15 protein-coding genes are annotated in these 15,727 nt (G+C 71.2%); 3 read left to right on the top strand and 12 right to left on the bottom strand.

Translation table 11 applies throughout. The features are described from left to right. Positions 1-531: 531 nt before the first annotated feature. A complete protein-coding gene (gene trpS, locus IEY79_RS19200; RefSeq protein WP_189108765.1) occupies positions 532-1,530 on the top strand; it encodes a tryptophan--tRNA ligase in 999 nt (332 codons plus the stop codon). On the opposite strand, the gene IEY79_RS19205 is transcribed toward trpS, so the two are convergent. Then, a complete protein-coding gene (locus IEY79_RS19205) occupies positions 1,497-2,498 on the bottom strand; it encodes a GlxA family transcriptional regulator (protein WP_189108766.1) in 1,002 nt (333 codons plus the stop codon). The two genes, trpS and IEY79_RS19205, sit on opposite strands and share 34 nt — an antisense overlap. Before the next feature lie 81 nt (positions 2,499-2,579). On the opposite strand from IEY79_RS19205, the gene IEY79_RS19210 reads away from it, so the two are divergent. Continuing rightward, complete coding sequence (locus tag IEY79_RS19210; protein ID WP_189108933.1) at positions 2,580-3,170, top strand: cysteine hydrolase family protein; 591 nt, start codon at positions 2,580-2,582, stop codon at positions 3,168-3,170. Between the two features lie 27 nt (positions 3,171-3,197). On the opposite strand, the gene proC is transcribed toward IEY79_RS19210, so the two are convergent. From proC to IEY79_RS19250, 8 genes are all read right to left on the bottom strand, one after another. Next, entirely contained in the window at positions 3,198-4,007 is an 810-nt protein-coding gene (proC, locus tag IEY79_RS19215; RefSeq protein ID WP_229700964.1) for a pyrroline-5-carboxylate reductase, read from the bottom strand. Between the two features lie 126 nt (positions 4,008-4,133). Continuing rightward, positions 4,134-4,937, bottom strand: coding sequence for an ABC transporter permease (locus tag IEY79_RS19220; RefSeq protein WP_189108768.1), 804 nt, complete (start codon positions 4,935-4,937; stop codon positions 4,134-4,136). Beyond that, the gene (locus tag IEY79_RS19225; protein ID WP_189108769.1) at positions 4,934-5,704 is read right to left on the bottom strand and encodes an ABC transporter ATP-binding protein; all 771 of its coding nucleotides are present in this window, start codon (positions 5,702-5,704) and stop codon (positions 4,934-4,936) included. The genes IEY79_RS19220 and IEY79_RS19225 overlap by 4 nt, the downstream gene beginning before the upstream one ends. Before the next feature lie 51 nt (positions 5,705-5,755). Continuing rightward, a complete protein-coding gene (locus IEY79_RS19230) occupies positions 5,756-6,880 on the bottom strand; it encodes an NAD(P)/FAD-dependent oxidoreductase (protein WP_189108770.1) in 1,125 nt (374 codons plus the stop codon). Between the two features lie 45 nt (positions 6,881-6,925). Further along, positions 6,926-7,798 (bottom strand): RNA polymerase sigma factor SigJ, encoded by an 873-nt coding sequence (sigJ, locus tag IEY79_RS19235; protein WP_189108771.1) that lies wholly within the window; start codon positions 7,796-7,798, stop codon positions 6,926-6,928. 60 nt (positions 7,799-7,858) lie between these two features. After that, positions 7,859-8,653 carry a class I SAM-dependent methyltransferase gene (locus IEY79_RS19240; protein ID WP_189108772.1) on the bottom strand — a complete coding sequence of 265 codons (795 nt, stop codon included), beginning with the start codon at positions 8,651-8,653 and terminating at the stop codon, positions 7,859-7,861. Positions 8,654-8,713: 60 nt separating this feature from the next. Next, the gene (locus IEY79_RS19245) at positions 8,714-9,283 is read right to left on the bottom strand and encodes a hypothetical protein (RefSeq protein ID WP_373292581.1); all 570 of its coding nucleotides are present in this window, start codon (positions 9,281-9,283) and stop codon (positions 8,714-8,716) included. A 71-nt stretch (positions 9,284-9,354) separates the two neighbouring features. Further along, positions 9,355-9,705 carry an SH3 domain-containing protein gene (locus IEY79_RS19250; RefSeq protein WP_229700966.1) on the bottom strand — a complete coding sequence of 117 codons (351 nt, stop codon included), beginning with the start codon at positions 9,703-9,705 and terminating at the stop codon, positions 9,355-9,357. A gap of 139 nt (positions 9,706-9,844) precedes the next feature. Between IEY79_RS19250 and IEY79_RS19255 the strand changes: the two genes are divergently transcribed. Next, the gene (locus tag IEY79_RS19255; RefSeq protein ID WP_189108773.1) at positions 9,845-12,064 is read left to right on the top strand and encodes a serine/threonine-protein kinase; all 2,220 of its coding nucleotides are present in this window, start codon (positions 9,845-9,847) and stop codon (positions 12,062-12,064) included. A gap of 44 nt (positions 12,065-12,108) precedes the next feature. On the opposite strand, the gene ilvD is transcribed toward IEY79_RS19255, so the two are convergent. The 3 genes from ilvD to IEY79_RS19270 all read right to left on the bottom strand — a co-directional run bounded on the left by ilvD (position 12,109) and on the right by IEY79_RS19270 (position 15,650). After that, positions 12,109-13,959 carry a dihydroxy-acid dehydratase gene (gene ilvD / locus IEY79_RS19260; protein ID WP_189108774.1) on the bottom strand — a complete coding sequence of 617 codons (1,851 nt, stop codon included), beginning with the start codon at positions 13,957-13,959 and terminating at the stop codon, positions 12,109-12,111. 168 nt (positions 13,960-14,127) lie between these two features. Next, positions 14,128-14,739, bottom strand: coding sequence for a TetR/AcrR family transcriptional regulator (locus tag IEY79_RS19265; protein WP_189108775.1), 612 nt, complete (start codon positions 14,737-14,739; stop codon positions 14,128-14,130). Then, a complete protein-coding gene (locus tag IEY79_RS19270; RefSeq protein WP_229700967.1) occupies positions 14,736-15,650 on the bottom strand; it encodes a sugar phosphate isomerase/epimerase family protein in 915 nt (304 codons plus the stop codon). The genes IEY79_RS19265 and IEY79_RS19270 overlap by 4 nt, the downstream gene beginning before the upstream one ends. Positions 15,651-15,727: the final 77 nt, after the last annotated feature.

Consider the following 15,727-nt stretch of genomic DNA (forward strand, 5'->3'; position numbering starts at 1 on the left):
CTTCCCTTCGGTCCTGCTGTCTTGCGTTTCCGACTCTATCAGAACCTTTCGGCGCCTGATTCCCAGTCAGCGGGTTTGTCTTTCCGGCCCTGCGGCCGTTCCGACAAGTGAGACCTTAGCGGAACCGTTCCCCCGACGCTAATCGGGGTTTCGCGTCCCGTTTCGAACGCGGATTCCTCATTTCGCAAAAGCGCGCGCAAAAGCAAGCGACCGGATGTCGCACGTTTGCAGTGGTCTTGCGGAATGACCGTCCGGGGATCGACCGGGGTCGATGCTCACGTCGGACAGCCCGGAGAACATTACGTTCACGACTTGGACGTGTCAACTTCGGGTCATCGGGGTAGGGGGCGCGTACTCTGGCTCCCGTGACTACGCATGCGTGCACTTTCAGCTGGCGGGCCGTCTGACGGCGGCCTGCTGACACGTATGTGACCAACGGCCGCCGCTCTGGCGGCCGTTCGCGTTTCTCCCCTCTCCGAGGTCCGAGAGCCCGGCCCCCGGGCGGCGGCTCCGACCAGGAGGACGAGTGAGATGACGCGGATCTTCAGTGGAATCAAGCCGACGGGCCATCTGACGTTGGGGAACTACCTCGGAGCCGTACGCAGGTGGGCCGAGGTGGATCAGCACCGGGCCGACGCCCTGTTCAGCATCGTCGACCTGCACGCGCTGACCGTCGAACACGATCCGGCCCGTGTGCGCAGACTCAGCCGGCAGGCGGCGACGCTCATGCTCGCCGCGGGGCTCGACCCCGCTCGGTGCACCGTCTTCGTGCAGAGTCATGTCGGCGCGCACACCCGGCTCTCCTATCTATTGGAGTGCACTGCCACGGACGGCGAGCTGCGGCGCATGATCCAGTACAAGGAGAAGTCCGTGCGGGCGAAGGCCGCCGGGCAGAGCGTGCGGGTGTCGCTGTTGACCTATCCGGCGCTGATGGCGGCGGACATCCTCGCGTACCGGACCGACGAGGTGCCGGTCGGTGACGACCAGACGCAGCACGTGGAGCTGACGCGCGACCTGGCGGAGCGGTTCAACCTTCGCTACGGGCCGACGTTCACCGTGCCGAGGGCGACGAATCCGCCGGTCGCCGCGCGGGTCATGGATCTGCAGGATCCGAGCTCGAAGATGGGGAAGTCGCACGAGTCGGGCGCCGGGATCATCTATCTGCTCGACGAGATGGACGTGGTGCGCAGGAAGGTGATGCGGGCCGTCACGGACAGCGGGCGCGAGGTCGAGTACGACCCGGTCGCCAAGCCCGGGGTGGCCAATCTGCTGGAGATCCTCTCGGCGTGCGGAGGCGGGAACCCAAGTGAGCTGGCCGGTGTATACGAGTCGTACGGCTCACTCAAGCAAGACACGGCCGAGGCCGTCGTCGAGTTGTTGCGGCCGGTCCGGGCGCGGCATGCGGAGCTCGCGGCGGACCCCGGTCATGTGGACAAGGTTCTGAAGGAGGGTGCGGAGCGGGCCAGGGAGATGGCCCGGCCGGTGGTGGATGCGGCCTACGAGGCGGTCGGGCTGCTGCCGGCGGGCTGACGGAAGGCGGCGCGGTAGTCGCGCGGGCTGGTGCCGAGGTGGCCGGCGAAGTGCTGGCGCATGGTCACCTCGCTGCCGAAGCCCGTGCGGCCCGCGACTTCGACCATGGGGAGGTCGGTGCGTTCGAGGAGTTTCTGGGCCGCGGCGAGGCGCTGCGCGATGAGCCAGCGGAGAGGGGTGGTGCCGGTGGTGGCCTGGAAGTGGCGGGCGAAGGAGCGGGGGGACATTCCCGCGTGGGCGGCGAGGTCGGTGATGGTGAGTGGCTGGTCGAGATGGTGCAGGGCGTATTCACGTACGGAGGCGAGGGCGTCCTCGTCCCGGTCGGCGCGGGGGGTGGGGCGTTCGATGAACTGGGCCTGGGTGCCGGTGCGGTAGGGCGCCGTGACCATCGAGCGCGCGATGGTGGCCGCGGTCTCCGCCCCGTGGACGGTTCGCACGAGATGGAGGCAGAGGTCGATGCCGGCTGCTGTGCCGGCGGAGGTCCAGATGTTGTTGTCGTGGAGGAAGAGGGCGTCGGGGACGACGGTGACCCGCGGGTGGTGCTCGCGGAGGAGGGGGGTGAGGTTCCAGTGGGTGACGGCGGTGCGGCCGTCGAGGAGGCCTGCCTGGGCGAGGGTGAAGGCGCCGCCGCAGAGCGCGGCGATGGATGTGCCTCGGGCGTGGGCGCGTCGCAGGGCGTCGAGTACGGGCGCGGGGGCCGGGGTGAGGTGGTCGTCCAGGCCGGGGACGACGATCAGGTCGGCGCGGGTGAGCCAGGCGAGGGTGCGGTCGGGGGTGAGGGTGAGCCCGCCGCGCAGGGGAATGGGCGCGGGGTCGGCGGCCGGGCGGTGGAGGTCGAAGGCGGGTACGCCGCGGTCGGTGCGGTCGACACCCCAGACCTCGGTGATGACCGAGACGTCGAAGGCTCGGATGCCGGGGAAGGAGAGTAGTGCGATGCGTTGGGGGGTGGGGGTGGGTGCGTCCGCCATGCGTGGCAGTAAACCATCGGTCGTTGGCTTCTGCGCCTCTGGAGGGGGTCGGTGCCGGGCGGGAGCATGGTGTCCATGGCAATGGAGATAGCGGAGAACGCGGCGCTGGTGGTCATCGATGTGCAGCAGGGATTCGAGGAGGTGGAGTACTGGGGTGTGCGGAACAACCCGGAGGCGGACGAGAACATCGCCGCGCTGATCGACGCGTGGCAGGCGAGCGGGCGGCCGGTCGTGTTCACACGGCACGACTCGGTGACCCCTGATTCGCCTCTGCGTCCGGGGTATGAGGGGAACGGGTTCAAGGAGTACGTCGAGCGGCGGCGGGGGACGGGCGCGGCCGAGTCGGAGCTGCTGGTGGTGAAAAGCGTGAACTCCGCCTTCTACGGCACCCCGGATCTGGGTGCGTGGCTGAAGGCCGCGGGGATCGGGCAGCTGGTGATGGCGGGGATCCAGACCAACATGTGCGTGGAGACGACGTCGCGCATGGCCGGGAATCTCGGGTACGACGTGCTCGTCCCGTTCGACGCGACGTACACCTTCGGTCAGAAGGGGCCCTGGGGCTGGGAGTTGACCGCGCAGGAGCTGGCGCGGGCGACCGCGGTGTCGCTGCACGGGGGTGGCTTCGCGAAGGTCGTGACGACGGACGAGGTGGTGAAGGCCGCGTCCGTCTGACCGGGCGGCGACGGTGAGGCGGGTCGGTCAGCCGTTGCCGGAGGCCAGTTCGCGGCTGCGGTCGCGGGCGGCTTCGATGGCGGCGATCAGGGCGGCCCGTACGCCGTGGTTCTCCAGCTCGCGGATGGCGCTGATAGTGGTGCCGGCCGGGGAGGTCACGGCCTCGCGGAGCTTCACCGGGTGTTCGCCGCTGTCGCGCAGCATCACCGCGGCGCCGATGGCGGCCTGGACGATGAGGTCGTGGGCCTGGGCGCGGGGCAGGCCGAGGAGGATGCCGGCGTCGGTCATGGCCTCGACCAGGAAGTAGAAGTACGCCGGGCCCGAGCCGGAGAGGGCGGTCGCCGCGTCCTGCTGGGACTCGGGGACGCGGGCGGTCTTGCCGACGCCGCCGAAGATCTCCTCGGTGTGGTTGAGGTCGGCGGGGGTGGCGTGGCTGCCGCCGGAGATGACGGACATGCCTTCATCGACAAGGACGGGAGTGTTGGGCATGACGCGTACGACGGAGATACCGGTGGTGAGGCGTTCCTCGATGAAGGATGTGGGGATACCCGCGGCGGCGCTGATGACCAGGCGGTCGGCGGAGACGTGGGGGGCGAGTTCGTCGAGGAGCTTGCCCATGTCCTGCGGCTTCACGGCGAGGATGAGCGTGTCGGCGCGCTTGGCGGCTTCGGCGTTGGTGACGGGTTCGACGCCGTAGCGGTCCCGGAGCTGTGCGGCGCGCTCGGCGCGGCGGGTGGTGACCAGGAGGTCGGCGGGGCGCCAGCCGGCGCGGATCATGCCACTGAGGAGCGCTTCGCCGATCTTGCCGGTACCGAGGACTGCGATGGTCTTGGTCATGCGGGGGCACCTCGCCGGTGGGGTGGTCGAGCGGTCGTACGGAACATCCGTGACCATCCTCGCACCGGCGGCGAGGGCGGGCCTGCCCTGTCCGCGTGGCGGAACGGCGGGCGGGTCCGGGGAGGTCTAGGCGGTGCGGCGGCGGAGGGTGGCGGCGCCCAGGCCGAGGACCAGGATCGCGCAGCCGGCGACGATCAGGATGTCGCGGACGAAGTCACCGGTGACGTCGGAGTGGCGCAGGACCTCGCTCATGCCGTCGACGGCGTAGGACATGGGCAGGACGTTCGAGAACGCTTCGAGTACCGGGTGCATGTTCTCGCGTGCGGTGAACAGTCCGCAGAGCAGCAGTTGGGGGAAGATCACCGCCGGCATGAACTGGACCGCCTGGAATTCGGAGGAGGCGAAGGCGGAGACGAAGAGTCCGAGTGCCGTGCCGAGCAGCGCGTCGAGGAGTGCGACGAGCAGGAGCAGCCAGGGTGAGCCGACGACATCCAGGCCGAGGCCCCAGACGGCGAGCCCCGTGGCGAGCAGGGACTGGACGACCGCGAGGGCGCCGAAGGCGAGGGCGTAGCCGGCGATGAGGTCGGCCTTGCCGAGGGGCAGGGCGAGCAGGCGTTCCAGGGTGCCGGAGGTGCGTTCGCGGAGGGTGGCGATGGAGGTGACCAGGAACATCGTGATCAGCGGGAAGATGCCGAGCAGTGAGGCGCCGATGGCGTCGAAGGTGCGGGCGTCGGCGTCGAAGACGTAACGGAGGAGGAAGAGCATCACGCAGGGGACGAGGATCATCAGCGCGATGGACCGGGGGTCATGGCGGAGTTGACGCAGGACGCGGGCGGCGGTGGCCAGGGTGCGGGCGCCGGAGAAGGCGCGCGGCGGGTGGGCCGAGCTCCGGGTCGGGGTGGGGGCCGGGGTCTGGGTCGAGGTGGTCATCGCGGGGTCTCCTGGAGTGCGTGGGCGTTGGCCTCGTCGACCAGGTGGAGGAAGGCGTCCTCGACCGTTTCGCGGCCGGTGCGGGTGCGCAGGGCGTCGGGGGTGTCGTCGGCGAGGATGTCGCCGTCGCGCATCAGGAGGAGGCGGTGGCAGCGTTCGGCCTCGTCCATCACATGGGAGGAGACGAGGAGCGTGGCCGCGCGGTCGGCGGCGATGCGGTGGAAGAGCTCCCAGAGGTCGCGGCGCAGGACGGGGTCGAGGCCGACCGTCGGTTCGTCGAGGACGAGGAGTTCGGGCGCGCCCAGGAGGGCGACGGCGAGCGAGACACGGTTGCGCTGGCCGCCGGAGAGCCTCCCGGCGAGGGCGTCGGCGTGGGGCGTGAGGTCGACGTCAGCGATGGCGCGGTGGACGGTCTCTTCGCGGGCGTCGCGGTGGGAGCGTCCGGGGTCGAGGACGGCCGCGAAGTAGTCCAAGTTCTGACGGACCGTCAAGTCGTCGTAGACCGAGGGCGCCTGGGTGACGTAGCCGATCCGGGCGCGGAGCGTGGCGTCGCCGGCCGGGCGGCCGAGGACATCCAGGGTGCCGGTGACCTTGGCCTGGGTGCCGACGACGGCGCGCATCAGGGTGGATTTGCCGCAGCCCGAGGGGCCGAGGAGGCCGGTGATCCGACCGGGCGGTACGGCGAAGTCGAGGTCGCGCAGCACGGTGCGCTCGCCCCGCACTACGCGCAGCCCGTGGGCGCGGATGGCAGCCTCTGCTTTATTCATCACCTGATGAATAATGCTCCCGTCCGCGCCGCACCGTCAAGGCCGGGGAGCTCAGCCGAAGCCCGGAATGTGGGCGAGCAGGGCCGGCTGACGGGACGCCAGCTTCAGCGAGCGGACCGTGGCGCGGACGATGCCCTCCTTCACGAACGCCGCCGGGCGGCCGGTGAGGACTCGTTCGCGGGGCGAGTCGTCGGGCCGTACGAACTGGACCAGCCCGTCGTGGCGGCCCAGGCTCAGACACTGGAGGTGGTAGGAGAAGTCCAGGGGTTCCGGCTCCTGGCCGCGCAGCTCGGCGATGATCGCGCTCGCGGCCTGCGAGCCGCAGGGAAGCGCGGCCGCGCAACCCATGCGCAGCGAACCCGCCGCGGCGGTGTACCCGGCGGCCGAGTCGCCCACCCCGTACACCTCCGGGTGGGACACCGACCGCAGCGCCGCGTCGACCTCGACGCGTCCTGCGGCGTCGGTGGCGATCCCGGCGGCGCGCGCCAGTTCGGTGTTAGGGGTCATGGAGGCGGCCCAGACGACGACGTCGGTGTCGATGTCGTCCGGGCCCGCGAGGCGGCGGCCCTCCTCGATACGTACGCCGCGTGCGGTCAGTACCGAACGGACATGAGCGCGGCCCTTCTCGGAGAGTCCCGGCCCCACGACGCCCTCCGTGAGAAGGCCGACCCGCCAACCGGGATGGGTCTCGGCGAGTTCGGTGGCCAGTTCGATACCGGTGAGGCCGCCGCCCACGACCGTGAGGGAGCCGGGGCCGTCCTGGAGGCGCTTGTGCAGTTCGGTGGCCGACTCGACCGTGTACGCGCGGTCCCGGTCACCGGGGGCGACGGACCGGGTCCGGCTGCCGAGGGCGTGGATGAGCCGGTCGTAGGGCAGGACACGGCCGTCGTCGGTACGGACCTCACGGCCCGCGGTGTCGATCTCCGTGGCGCGGGCGGCGACATGGACGATGCCGGTCGGGCGGAGGAACGAGCCGAGGGGGTGCGTGACGTCGGGGCGTCCGGCCGCGCGTTCGTGCAGCCGGACGCGTTCGGTGAACCGGTCGGCCGGGTCGACGAGGGTGACGTGGGCGTGCGGAGCGAGACGCAGTGCGGACATCATCCCCGCGTAGCCCGCGCCGACCACGACGACCTGCGGCTTCTCCGAGGGCAAGGGGTGCGTGTTGGTGGGTGTCATACAAGGGGGACGACGTAGCACCCCCGCATGTGACGGTGAGCGTGATCACAGACTCCCGAGGTCGAGGTGGCGCAGCTTCTCCGGGTTGATCACGGCGTCGATCTCGGTGATCACCCCGCCGTGCACGCTGAAGGCGAACACCATGCCGCGGTCGCCGACGGGGTCGGTGACGACCAGGCCGGGGGCGCCGTTCACCTCCCGTACGAAGGCGTGCATCTGCTCGGGGTCGAAGTCGCGCATGAGACGCCGCGCGAAACGGACGACCTTCTCGTCGCCGATGACGGGGAGCCTGGCCGCCGTGACCTTGCCGCCGCCGTCCGAGCGCCAGACCACCTCGGGGTCGAGGATCTCCAGCAGCCCGTCGAAGTCCCCGCCCAGCACGGCCGAAAGGAACGCCTCGACGGCCCGCCGGTGCTCGCCCCGGTCGACGGAGCGGCGGGGCGCGTCGGCCCGCACCCGGCGGCGCGCGCGGGAGGCCAGCTGCCGTACGGAGTCCGGCGTACGCCCCACGACCTCCGCGATCTCCTTGAACGGCACGGCGAAGACGTCGTGCAGGATGAACGCGGTGCGCTCCGCCGGTGTCAGCCGCTCCAGCACGGTCAGCATGGCGAGCCCGACGGACTCGTCCAGCGTGACCCGGTCCTCGGGCCCGCTGTCGGTGACCACCGGCTCGGGCAGCCACGGCCCGACGTACGACTCACGGCGGGCGCGCGCGGAGCCGAGCTGGTCGTAACAGAGCCGGCTGACGACTGTCGTCAGATACGACCGGGGGTCGTCCGCCTCGTCGTCGGGCAGCCTCTGCCAGCGCAGCCAGGTCTCCTGGACCGCGTCCTCCGCGTCGGCGACCGATCCGGTGATGCGGTACGCGATGCCCCACAGCCTCTTGCGCTCGTGCTCGAAAGCCGCCAGATCGGCCATGCGTCGGCGCTCCTCTCCCCTGTGCCGGTGTCATGCCCGGTCGGTGTGCACACCCCGCCGTCAGGCGTCGGACAACGGGCCTCGAAGGACAGACGACGCGGAGTCGCGAAATGTGACAGTCAGCTCGACCGAGTACGCCTCGTCGACCTGGCCGGTCGGAAAGACCTTGAGCAGTTCGGCGCGTTCCTCGGCGAGGCACGCGGCCGTGGCTTCCTCACCGAGGACACGGAAGAGGGAGTGGCTGCCGAGATTGGCGAGGTGGGTGTCGAGCGGGACGGTGCGGGTCCAGCGCAGCTCGCGCTGTACGCGCGGCAGGTCCGCGGGCAGCCTCTCGGAGCGGCGGCCCCCCGAGCCGTGGGAGCCCCCGCCCGCGCCCGCGAGCCGGTGGAGCCGTTCCTCCTGCGCGGCGACCCACGGCACGGTGGAGTCGGCGACGTTCCACCACAGGGCGAGCGCGCCGCCCGGCCGCAGCACCCGCAGCGCCTCGGGCACGGAGCGGGCCGGGTCGGTCCAGTGCCAGGACTGGGCGTACGTCACCAGGTCGACAGACGCGTCCGCGATCGGCAGGGCGTCGCCGAGCCCCCTGACCAGCGGGGTGTCGGGCAGCCCCCGGCGCAGCTGGGCGGCCATGCCCGGCCCCGGCTCCACCGCGATGACCTCGGCACCGCGCGCACGCAGCAGACGGGTGGCGATGCCGGTCCCGGCGCCGACGTCGACGACGCGGGAGCCTCGGAGGGAACGGCCGGACAGTTCCTCGACGGCGTCGAGGAGCGCGGGCGGATAGCCGGGCCGGGCGGCGTCGTACTGGCCGGCGACGACATCGAAGGACAGCGCGCGATCGGTCATGCGTCCCATCCTGACAAGGATGGGCGAGTGTACGGGTGCCGTGTCCTCAGGCGTCCGGACCGCCCCGGGTCACTTGCGCCTGGCACGTCCGCTCCCGCGGGCGGCGGGGTTGCGCGTGCGGGCGGTGCGGCGGCGCTCGTACCGCGTGACGGCCGTCTCGTACTCGGTACGCCGCAGCCCCTCCCCCGGCGCCTCGGCGAGCGAACGCAGGAAGTACGCGATCAGCGAGCCGATGAAGCCGATGCCCATGAGACTGCGCAGCGCCTCCTCGCGGGCGGCGTCGACCGGGCGCTTCGAGAACCCTTCCCAGGTCTTGCGGAACGCGATCGCGCCGCACACCGAGAACATCACGATGACGAGTACGCCGACGAACGGACTGGCGTTCGCGATCTCCAGGCCCTGGTAGGCGAAGCGCAGCAGGAAGCACGCGCCCACGGCGGCGACGAGCGATCCGGCGGCGACGCCGACGCGGCGTGCCGCGTACCCGGAGTCGTGGGCGACCCAGGTCGTGCCGAAGAAGCGGATCGGCTCGGGCCGGGGACCGCCGGGACCACCGACGTCGTGGCCGCCGCCCGTGGACGGCGCCGCCGCCGCGGCGGCGGTGGTCTCGGCGGCTTCGCCGCCCTGGTTCGGGCTCACACTCTTTCTCCGGCTCACAGGACGATTATCCCCGCGAGCCGTCGCACGGGCCGAGGGGCCGGCTCGGCCCCTCAGGCGCAGCGCGGGGCGACGTACCCGTCACTGCCTGTCTTCACGTACGCGTCCGAGACGAACTCGCCGTTGGCGATGTTGTCCCAGAGATTCGACGTCCCGTACGGCCCGTTCACCGACGTGCCGGGCTTCTGGCAGTAGACGGGAACCTTCACGTTGTACGGAAGGGTGCGGACCACCGAGTAGTGCGTGCCCGGACCAGAGCGCACATTGACGCGGTAGCCCGGCGCGATCGGGTATCTGACGACCGCCGCGGCGAGTGCCACCGCCTCGGCGTCGGCGCCCCCGGCATCGGTGTCCGCGTCCGTCCGCGCGAGCTCCGCCACTTCCCCTGCCTCGTCAACAGCCATCGCTGACCTCCCCCTTGTTGATCTTGTTGAATGTTCACTCTCCGCGACGCGCAGGCTAGCAACACCCTTCAGCCACAGCCGCACCATCGACTAGGCTCGGTGAGTCGCGCTCGCTGAAAGCGACACGGGGGAATCACACATGGAATACGCCGGCAGTTACCGCCTGGAGGCCTGCCTCGGCTCCGGCGGGATGGGCGTCGTACATCTCGCACGTTCCGCGTCCGGACTGCGCCTCGCCGTGAAGGTGGTGCACCAGCAGTACGCGGCGGACCCGGAGTTCCGCGCCCGCTTCCGTCAGGAGGTCGCCGCCGCCCGCCGGGTCAGCGGTGCGTTCACCGCGCCCGTCGTCGACGCGGACCCGGATGCCGAGCGTCCCTGGATGGCCACCTCATACATCCCGGGTCCGACCCTCGCCGAGCAGGTGAGGAGCAACGGGCCCATGGCTCCCGCCGAGTTGCGCCGGCTGACGGCAGGGCTCGCCGAGGCGCTGCGGGACATCCACCGGGCCGGTGTCGTCCACCGGGACCTCAAGCCCGGCAACGTACTCCTCACCGACAACGGCCCCAGGGTCATCGACTTCGGGATCTCGCGGCCGGTGGACAGCGATCTGCGCACCGAGACGGGGAAGTTGATCGGCTCGCCGCCGTACATGGCACCGGAGCAGTTCCAGCGTCCGCGTGAGGTGGGGCCCGCGGCCGACGTGTTCGCGCTGGGGTCGCTGCTGGTGCACGCGGCGACCGGGCGGGGGCCGTTCGACTCGGACAGCCCGTACATCGTCGCCTACCAGGTGGTCCACGACGAGGCAGATCTGGTGGGGCTGCCCGCGGATCTGGCGCCGCTGGTGGGGCGTTGCCTGGCCAAGGATCCGGCGGAACGTCCCACGCCGGACGAGATCATGTCGGAGCTGCGCCCGCCCTCGTACGAGGCGGACGCGTTCATACCGGCGCAACGGCGTTCCGTGGAGCGGCCGTTGGCGGTGCCGGGGGGCGAGCAGCGCACCCACGTCGGGGCGCATTCGGCGTCCGCGCCGGGGAGCGCGCCCGAGCAGAAACCTTCTTCCCGGCCCGCCGGGAAGCGGCCCGGGAGGCGCGAGTCCGGCGAGCCGAAGACCGCGGCCGGCGGCCGGCGTCAGCACGTCAAGTGGCCGGCGCTGGCGATCGGCGCCGTGGTGCTCGTGTACGGCGGCCTCTGGGCCGCGCAGGGATTCGGCGATACGCGGGCGTCCTCGTCCGCCCCGCGCGGCTCGGGCGCCGCGGAGACGGCGGACGTGGCCTTCGAGCCGTGGCTGGCACCGACCATCGGGAAGACCGCCAAGCGCGGTACCGCACCGGCGTGTTCGTACACACCGAGCGTCTCCGGCGTCTCGGCGACCCTGCTCTGCTCCACGGCGGGCGTCGCCGTCGCCCGGCTCGACCCGGCCGACGGACAGGTGATCTGGTCGCACGGTTCGGGCGGCGGGACGGCGTCCGTCCCCGTCGTCTCCGGCGGCCTCGTGCACACCGTTCTCACCTCGGCGAAAAGCGCGCGGCTGCGGGCGTACGAGAAGGACGACGGCACACCGGTCTGGAGCGCGGACGTCTCGGGCCACCGGGGCGGCGTCCACCACGCGGGCGACACCGTCCTGCTCGTGAGGAACGACGGCCGGGTCGAGGCGCTCAACGGCCGGACGGGGAAGAAGCGTTGGGAGCGTCCGCTGCCCGGCCACACCGACCCGGTCCTGGCTCTCCACAGCCCGGCGACCGGTCACACCTACGCCGCCGAGTCCTCGGCGGACGGCCGCACCACCCTGGTCAGCGCGGTGGACCCGGAGACCGGCGATCTCGCCTGGCAGCGGCGGCTGGAGGGAAACCTCGATCCGGTGGGCACCGAGGGCGGCGTCCTGTTCCTCACGTCGCTCGATCCGGACTCGATGACGGACGCGGTCGTGCGCTACGACCCCGCGAGCGGCGACGCGCGCCGGGTCCCGCTGCCCTACACCATGGCCGAGGCGCAGTTCGCCGTGCGCGACGACACCGCGTATCTGCTGGCGCGCGGCGGGACCCTGGTGGCTCTCGACACCACTCCCAAGGGGAAGAGCGCCAAGCCCCGCTGGGAGTTGGAGACCGACGTCGCCCGCTCGTCCGGCCCCGTCGTGACGGGCGGCGACCGGCTCTACTTCTCCGCCGCCGACGGACAGCTGATCACCGTCGACACGGCGAACGGCTCGCTGGTCGGGCGTACGAAGCCACGTCTGCTGTCGGGCAAGCTCGCCTTCATGTCGACGCTGCCCGCCCCCGCGACCGCACCCGGGCGGGTCTACGCCGGTGCGCCCGACGGATCCGTCTTCGCCGTGGACAGCGAGAACCCCGCCACCTGGTGACACGCACCGGGTGACGGGGTCGCGTTCGGCACCGGCCTCGCGCTTCAGCCCAGCAGGGAGACGTCCCTGACCGCGCCCTTGTCCGCGCTCGTCGCCATCGCCGCGTACGCGCGCAGCGCCACGGAGACCTTGCGCTCGCGGGCGACCGGCTCGTACACACCGTTCAGCGCGTCCCGCCGGACCGCCAACTCCTCGTCGCCGACGAGCAGTTCGATAGAGCGCCCCGGGATGTCGATCCGGATCCGGTCGCCGTCCCGCACCAGCGCGATCGTCCCGCCGGACGCCGCCTCGGGCGAGGCGTGGCCGATCGACAGGCCCGACGTACCGCCGGAGAAGCGGCCGTCGGTGACCAGCGCGCACGCCTTGCCCAGGCCGCGTCCCTTCAGATACGACGTGGGGTAGAGCATCTCCTGCATGCCGGGGCCGCCGCGCGGACCCTCGTAGCGGATGACGATCACGTCGCCCTCCGCGATCTCCTTACGGAGGATCTTCTCGACGGCGTCCTCCTGCGACTCGCAGACGACGGCGGGGCCTTCGAAGGTCCAGATCGACTCGTCCACACCGGCGGTCTTCACCACACAGCCGTCGACGGCCAGATTGCCCTTCAGCACGGCGAGTCCACCGTCCTTCGAATACGCGTGCTCCAGCGAGCGGATGCAACCGCCCTCCGCGTCCAGGTCGAGCGTGTCCCACCGCTCGGACTGGGAGAACGCGGTCGCCGAGCGCTTGCAGCCGGGCGCCGCGTGCCACAGCTCGACGGCCTCCTCGGAGGGTGAACCGCCGCGCACGTCCCAGGTCTTGAGCCACTCGTCGAGCGAGTCGGAGTGCACCGAGTGCACGTCCTCGTTGAGGAGGCCGCCCCGGTACAGCTCGCCCAGGATGGCGGGGATGCCGCCGGCCCGGTGGATGTCCTCCATGTAGTACGTGCCGCCGGGCGCGACGTTCGGCGCGACCTTCGACAGACACGGGACGCGCCGCGAGACGGCGTCGATCTCGTCCAGGCCGTAGTCGAGACCGGCCTCCTGGGCGGCGGCGAGGAGGTGCAGGATCGTGTTCGTGGAACCGCCCATGGCGATGTCGAGCGCCATGGCGTTGTCGAAGGCCGCGCGGGTGGCGATGTTGCGCGGCAGGACGGTCTCGTCGCCGCCTTCGTAGTAGCGCTGGGCGATGTCGACGACCGTGCGGCCCGCGTTCTCGTACAGCGCCTTGCGCGCGGTGTGCGTGGCGAGGACCGAGCCGTTGCCGGGCAGGGCGAGGCCGATGGCCTCCGCGAGGCAGTTCATCGAGTTGGCGGTGAACATGCCCGAACAGGAGCCGCAGGTCGGGCAGGCGTTCTCCTCGATACGGAGCATGTCCGCGTCCGAGACCGACTCGTCCACGGCGTCCGAGATCGCGTTGATCAGGTCCAGCTTGCGGACGGTGCCGTCGACCAGGGTGGCCTTGCCGGCCTCCATCGGACCGCCGGAGACGAAGACCGTGGGGATGTTGAGGCGCATCGCGGCCATCAGCATGCCCGGCGTGATCTTGTCGCAGTTCGAGATGCAGATCAGCGCGTCCGCGCAGTGCGCCTCGACCATGTACTCGACGGAGTCGGCGATCAGGTCGCGGGACGGCAGGCTGTAGAGCATGCCTCCGTGGCCCATCGCGATGCCGTCGTCGACGGCGATGGTGTTGAACTCACGCGGGACGGCTCCGGCGGCCTTGATCGCCTCGGAGACGATCCGGCCGACGGGGGCGAGGTGGGTGTGGCCGGGGACGAACTCGGTGAAGGAGTTGGCCACGGCGACGATCGGCTTGCCGATGTCCTCGCTCGCTACGCCCGACGCCCGCATAAGGGCGCGTGCGCCCGCCATGTTGCGGCCGTGGGTGACAGTGCGGGACCTCAGCTCGGGCATCGTCGCTCGCTCCTTCGGCAGATCCTTCGGTGGGAATGACTTTTTCGAGCCTACGCCCACCGCTCCAAGATCTGGACGGTCCGTCCGGAATGCGGGACACCTGTTCAGGTTCCGCGCACTCCCCGCCCGGACTCGCGCCGGACTCGCGCCGGAGCCGCCCGGACTCGGTCAGGCCTCGGTCAGATACCGCTGGAGGGTCGGCGCGACGAGTCGGACGATCTCCTCCGTGTCCACGGAGGCCAGCGGCTCCGCCTTGATCACGTACCGCAGGATCGCTATCCCGATCATGTGCGAGGCGGCCAGCTCGGCCCGGAGAGTGGGGTCCGGTACGTCCAGTTCCACCGCGATCCGCTCCAGCAGCCGCCGGAGTACGAACTTACGCAGCAGGGCCGCCGCCGCCTCGTTCGTCACGGCGGAACGGATGATCGCGAGCAGCGGGGCCCGGGAGACCGGGTTCTCCCACACGCTGATGAAGTAGCGCGCGAGCCGCTCGCCGATCCCGTCCTTTCCCCCGCTCAGCAGCGCGGGGAGCACCATCGCCGGCTCGAAGGAGACCTCGATGGCAGCGCCGAAGACCTCCTCCTTCGTACCGAAGTAGTGATGCACGAGGGCGGGGTCGACGCCTGCCGCCTTCGCGATGCCTCTTACGGAGGTCTTGTCGAAGCCGCGCTCGGCGAACTCCGTACGGGCCGCCTCCAGGATCCGTTCGCGCGCGCCGGGGCCGGTGTCCGTGTCCGAGCGTGCGGGGCGGCCACGGCGGCGCGGGGCCGTACTCGTCATGGGCGGCGGAGTCGCGGGCGGCCGTACGACACACGCGGCTGCGGCGGGCGGGAGTCCGGGGACGACGACGATCCCGGCGGCGATCCCGCGGAAGGGGCGGCGGCTCCCGCCGACGCCAGGTGCAGCCGGGTGAAGGCCAGCGCCTCCGCCAGGTCGGCCTCGCGTTCGGCCGAGGACATCGCGCGCCGGGTGTTGACCTCGATGACGACGTGCCCGTCGAAGGAGGAGCCCGCCAGTTGTTCGAGCAGTTCGGCGCAGGGCTGGCTGCCGCGTCCCGGCACCAGGTGTTCGTCCTTGGCGGAGCCGTTGCCGTCGGCGAGATGGATGTGTCCCAGCCGGTCACCCATGCGGCCGACCATGGACATCGCGTCGGCGCGGGCGGTGGCGGTGTGCGACAGGTCGACGGTGAAGTGGCGGTAGTCGTCCTTCGTCACGTCCCAGTCGGGGGCGTACGCGAGCACCTCACGGTCCCGGTAGCGCCACGGGTACATGTTCTCGACGGCGAAGCGCACGTCCGTCTCGTCGGCCATGCGCCAGATGCCGGTGACGAAGTCGCGCGCGTACTGGCGCTGCCAGCGGAACGGCGGGTGTACGACGACGGTGGAGGCGCCCAGCCGCTCCGCCGCGGCCCGCGCCCGCTGGAGCTTGGTCCACGGGTCGGTCGACCAGACGCGCTGCGTGATCAGCAGACAGGGCGCGTGGATGGCGAGGATCGGCACGCGGTGATGGTCGGAGAGCCGGCGCAGTGCCTCGATGTCCTGGCTGACGGGGTCGGTCCAGACCATGACCTCCACGCCGTCGTACCCGAGGCGCCCGGCGATCTCGAAGGCCGTCGCCGTGGACTCCGGATAGACGGAGGCTGTCGACAGCGCGACCTTCGCATCCGGGATGCGCACCACTGGTTCTGCCACGGGGACAGGGTACGGGCAGCGGCGGGCGGCTTCGCGGGCACCGGAGGGGAAAGTGACGAGTGCAACGACTCGCCCTC

Source organism: Streptomyces camponoticapitis (genome assembly GCF_014646115.1).
GTDB lineage: Bacteria > Actinomycetota > Actinomycetes > Streptomycetales > Streptomycetaceae > Streptomyces > Streptomyces camponoticapitis.

Coding starts and splice junctions, on each gene's coding strand:
- IEY79_RS19220 (WP_189108768.1), bottom strand. CDS start 4,937: ATGACCACCTCGACCCAGACCCCGGCCCCCACCCCGACCCGGAGCTCG.
- IEY79_RS19205 (WP_189108766.1), bottom strand. CDS start 2,498: ATGGCGGACGCACCCACCCCCACCCCCCAACGCATCGCACTACTCTCC.
- IEY79_RS19230 (WP_189108770.1), bottom strand. CDS start 6,880: ATGACACCCACCAACACGCACCCCTTGCCCTCGGAGAAGCCGCAGGTC.
- IEY79_RS19250 (WP_229700966.1), bottom strand. CDS start 9,705: ATGGCTGTTGACGAGGCAGGGGAAGTGGCGGAGCTCGCGCGGACGGAC.
- ilvD (WP_189108774.1), bottom strand. CDS start 13,959: ATGCCCGAGCTGAGGTCCCGCACTGTCACCCACGGCCGCAACATGGCG.
- IEY79_RS19210 (WP_189108933.1), top strand. CDS start 2,580: ATGGAGATAGCGGAGAACGCGGCGCTGGTGGTCATCGATGTGCAGCAG.
- trpS (WP_189108765.1), top strand. CDS start 532: ATGACGCGGATCTTCAGTGGAATCAAGCCGACGGGCCATCTGACGTTG.
- IEY79_RS19225 (WP_189108769.1), bottom strand. CDS start 5,704: ATGAATAAAGCAGAGGCTGCCATCCGCGCCCACGGGCTGCGCGTAGTG.
- proC (WP_229700964.1), bottom strand. CDS start 4,007: ATGACCAAGACCATCGCAGTCCTCGGTACCGGCAAGATCGGCGAAGCG.
- sigJ (WP_189108771.1), bottom strand. CDS start 7,798: ATGGCCGATCTGGCGGCTTTCGAGCACGAGCGCAAGAGGCTGTGGGGC.
- IEY79_RS19265 (WP_189108775.1), bottom strand. CDS start 14,739: ATGACGAGTACGGCCCCGCGCCGCCGTGGCCGCCCCGCACGCTCGGAC.
- IEY79_RS19240 (WP_189108772.1), bottom strand. CDS start 8,653: ATGGGACGCATGACCGATCGCGCGCTGTCCTTCGATGTCGTCGCCGGC.
- IEY79_RS19255 (WP_189108773.1), top strand. CDS start 9,845: ATGGAATACGCCGGCAGTTACCGCCTGGAGGCCTGCCTCGGCTCCGGC.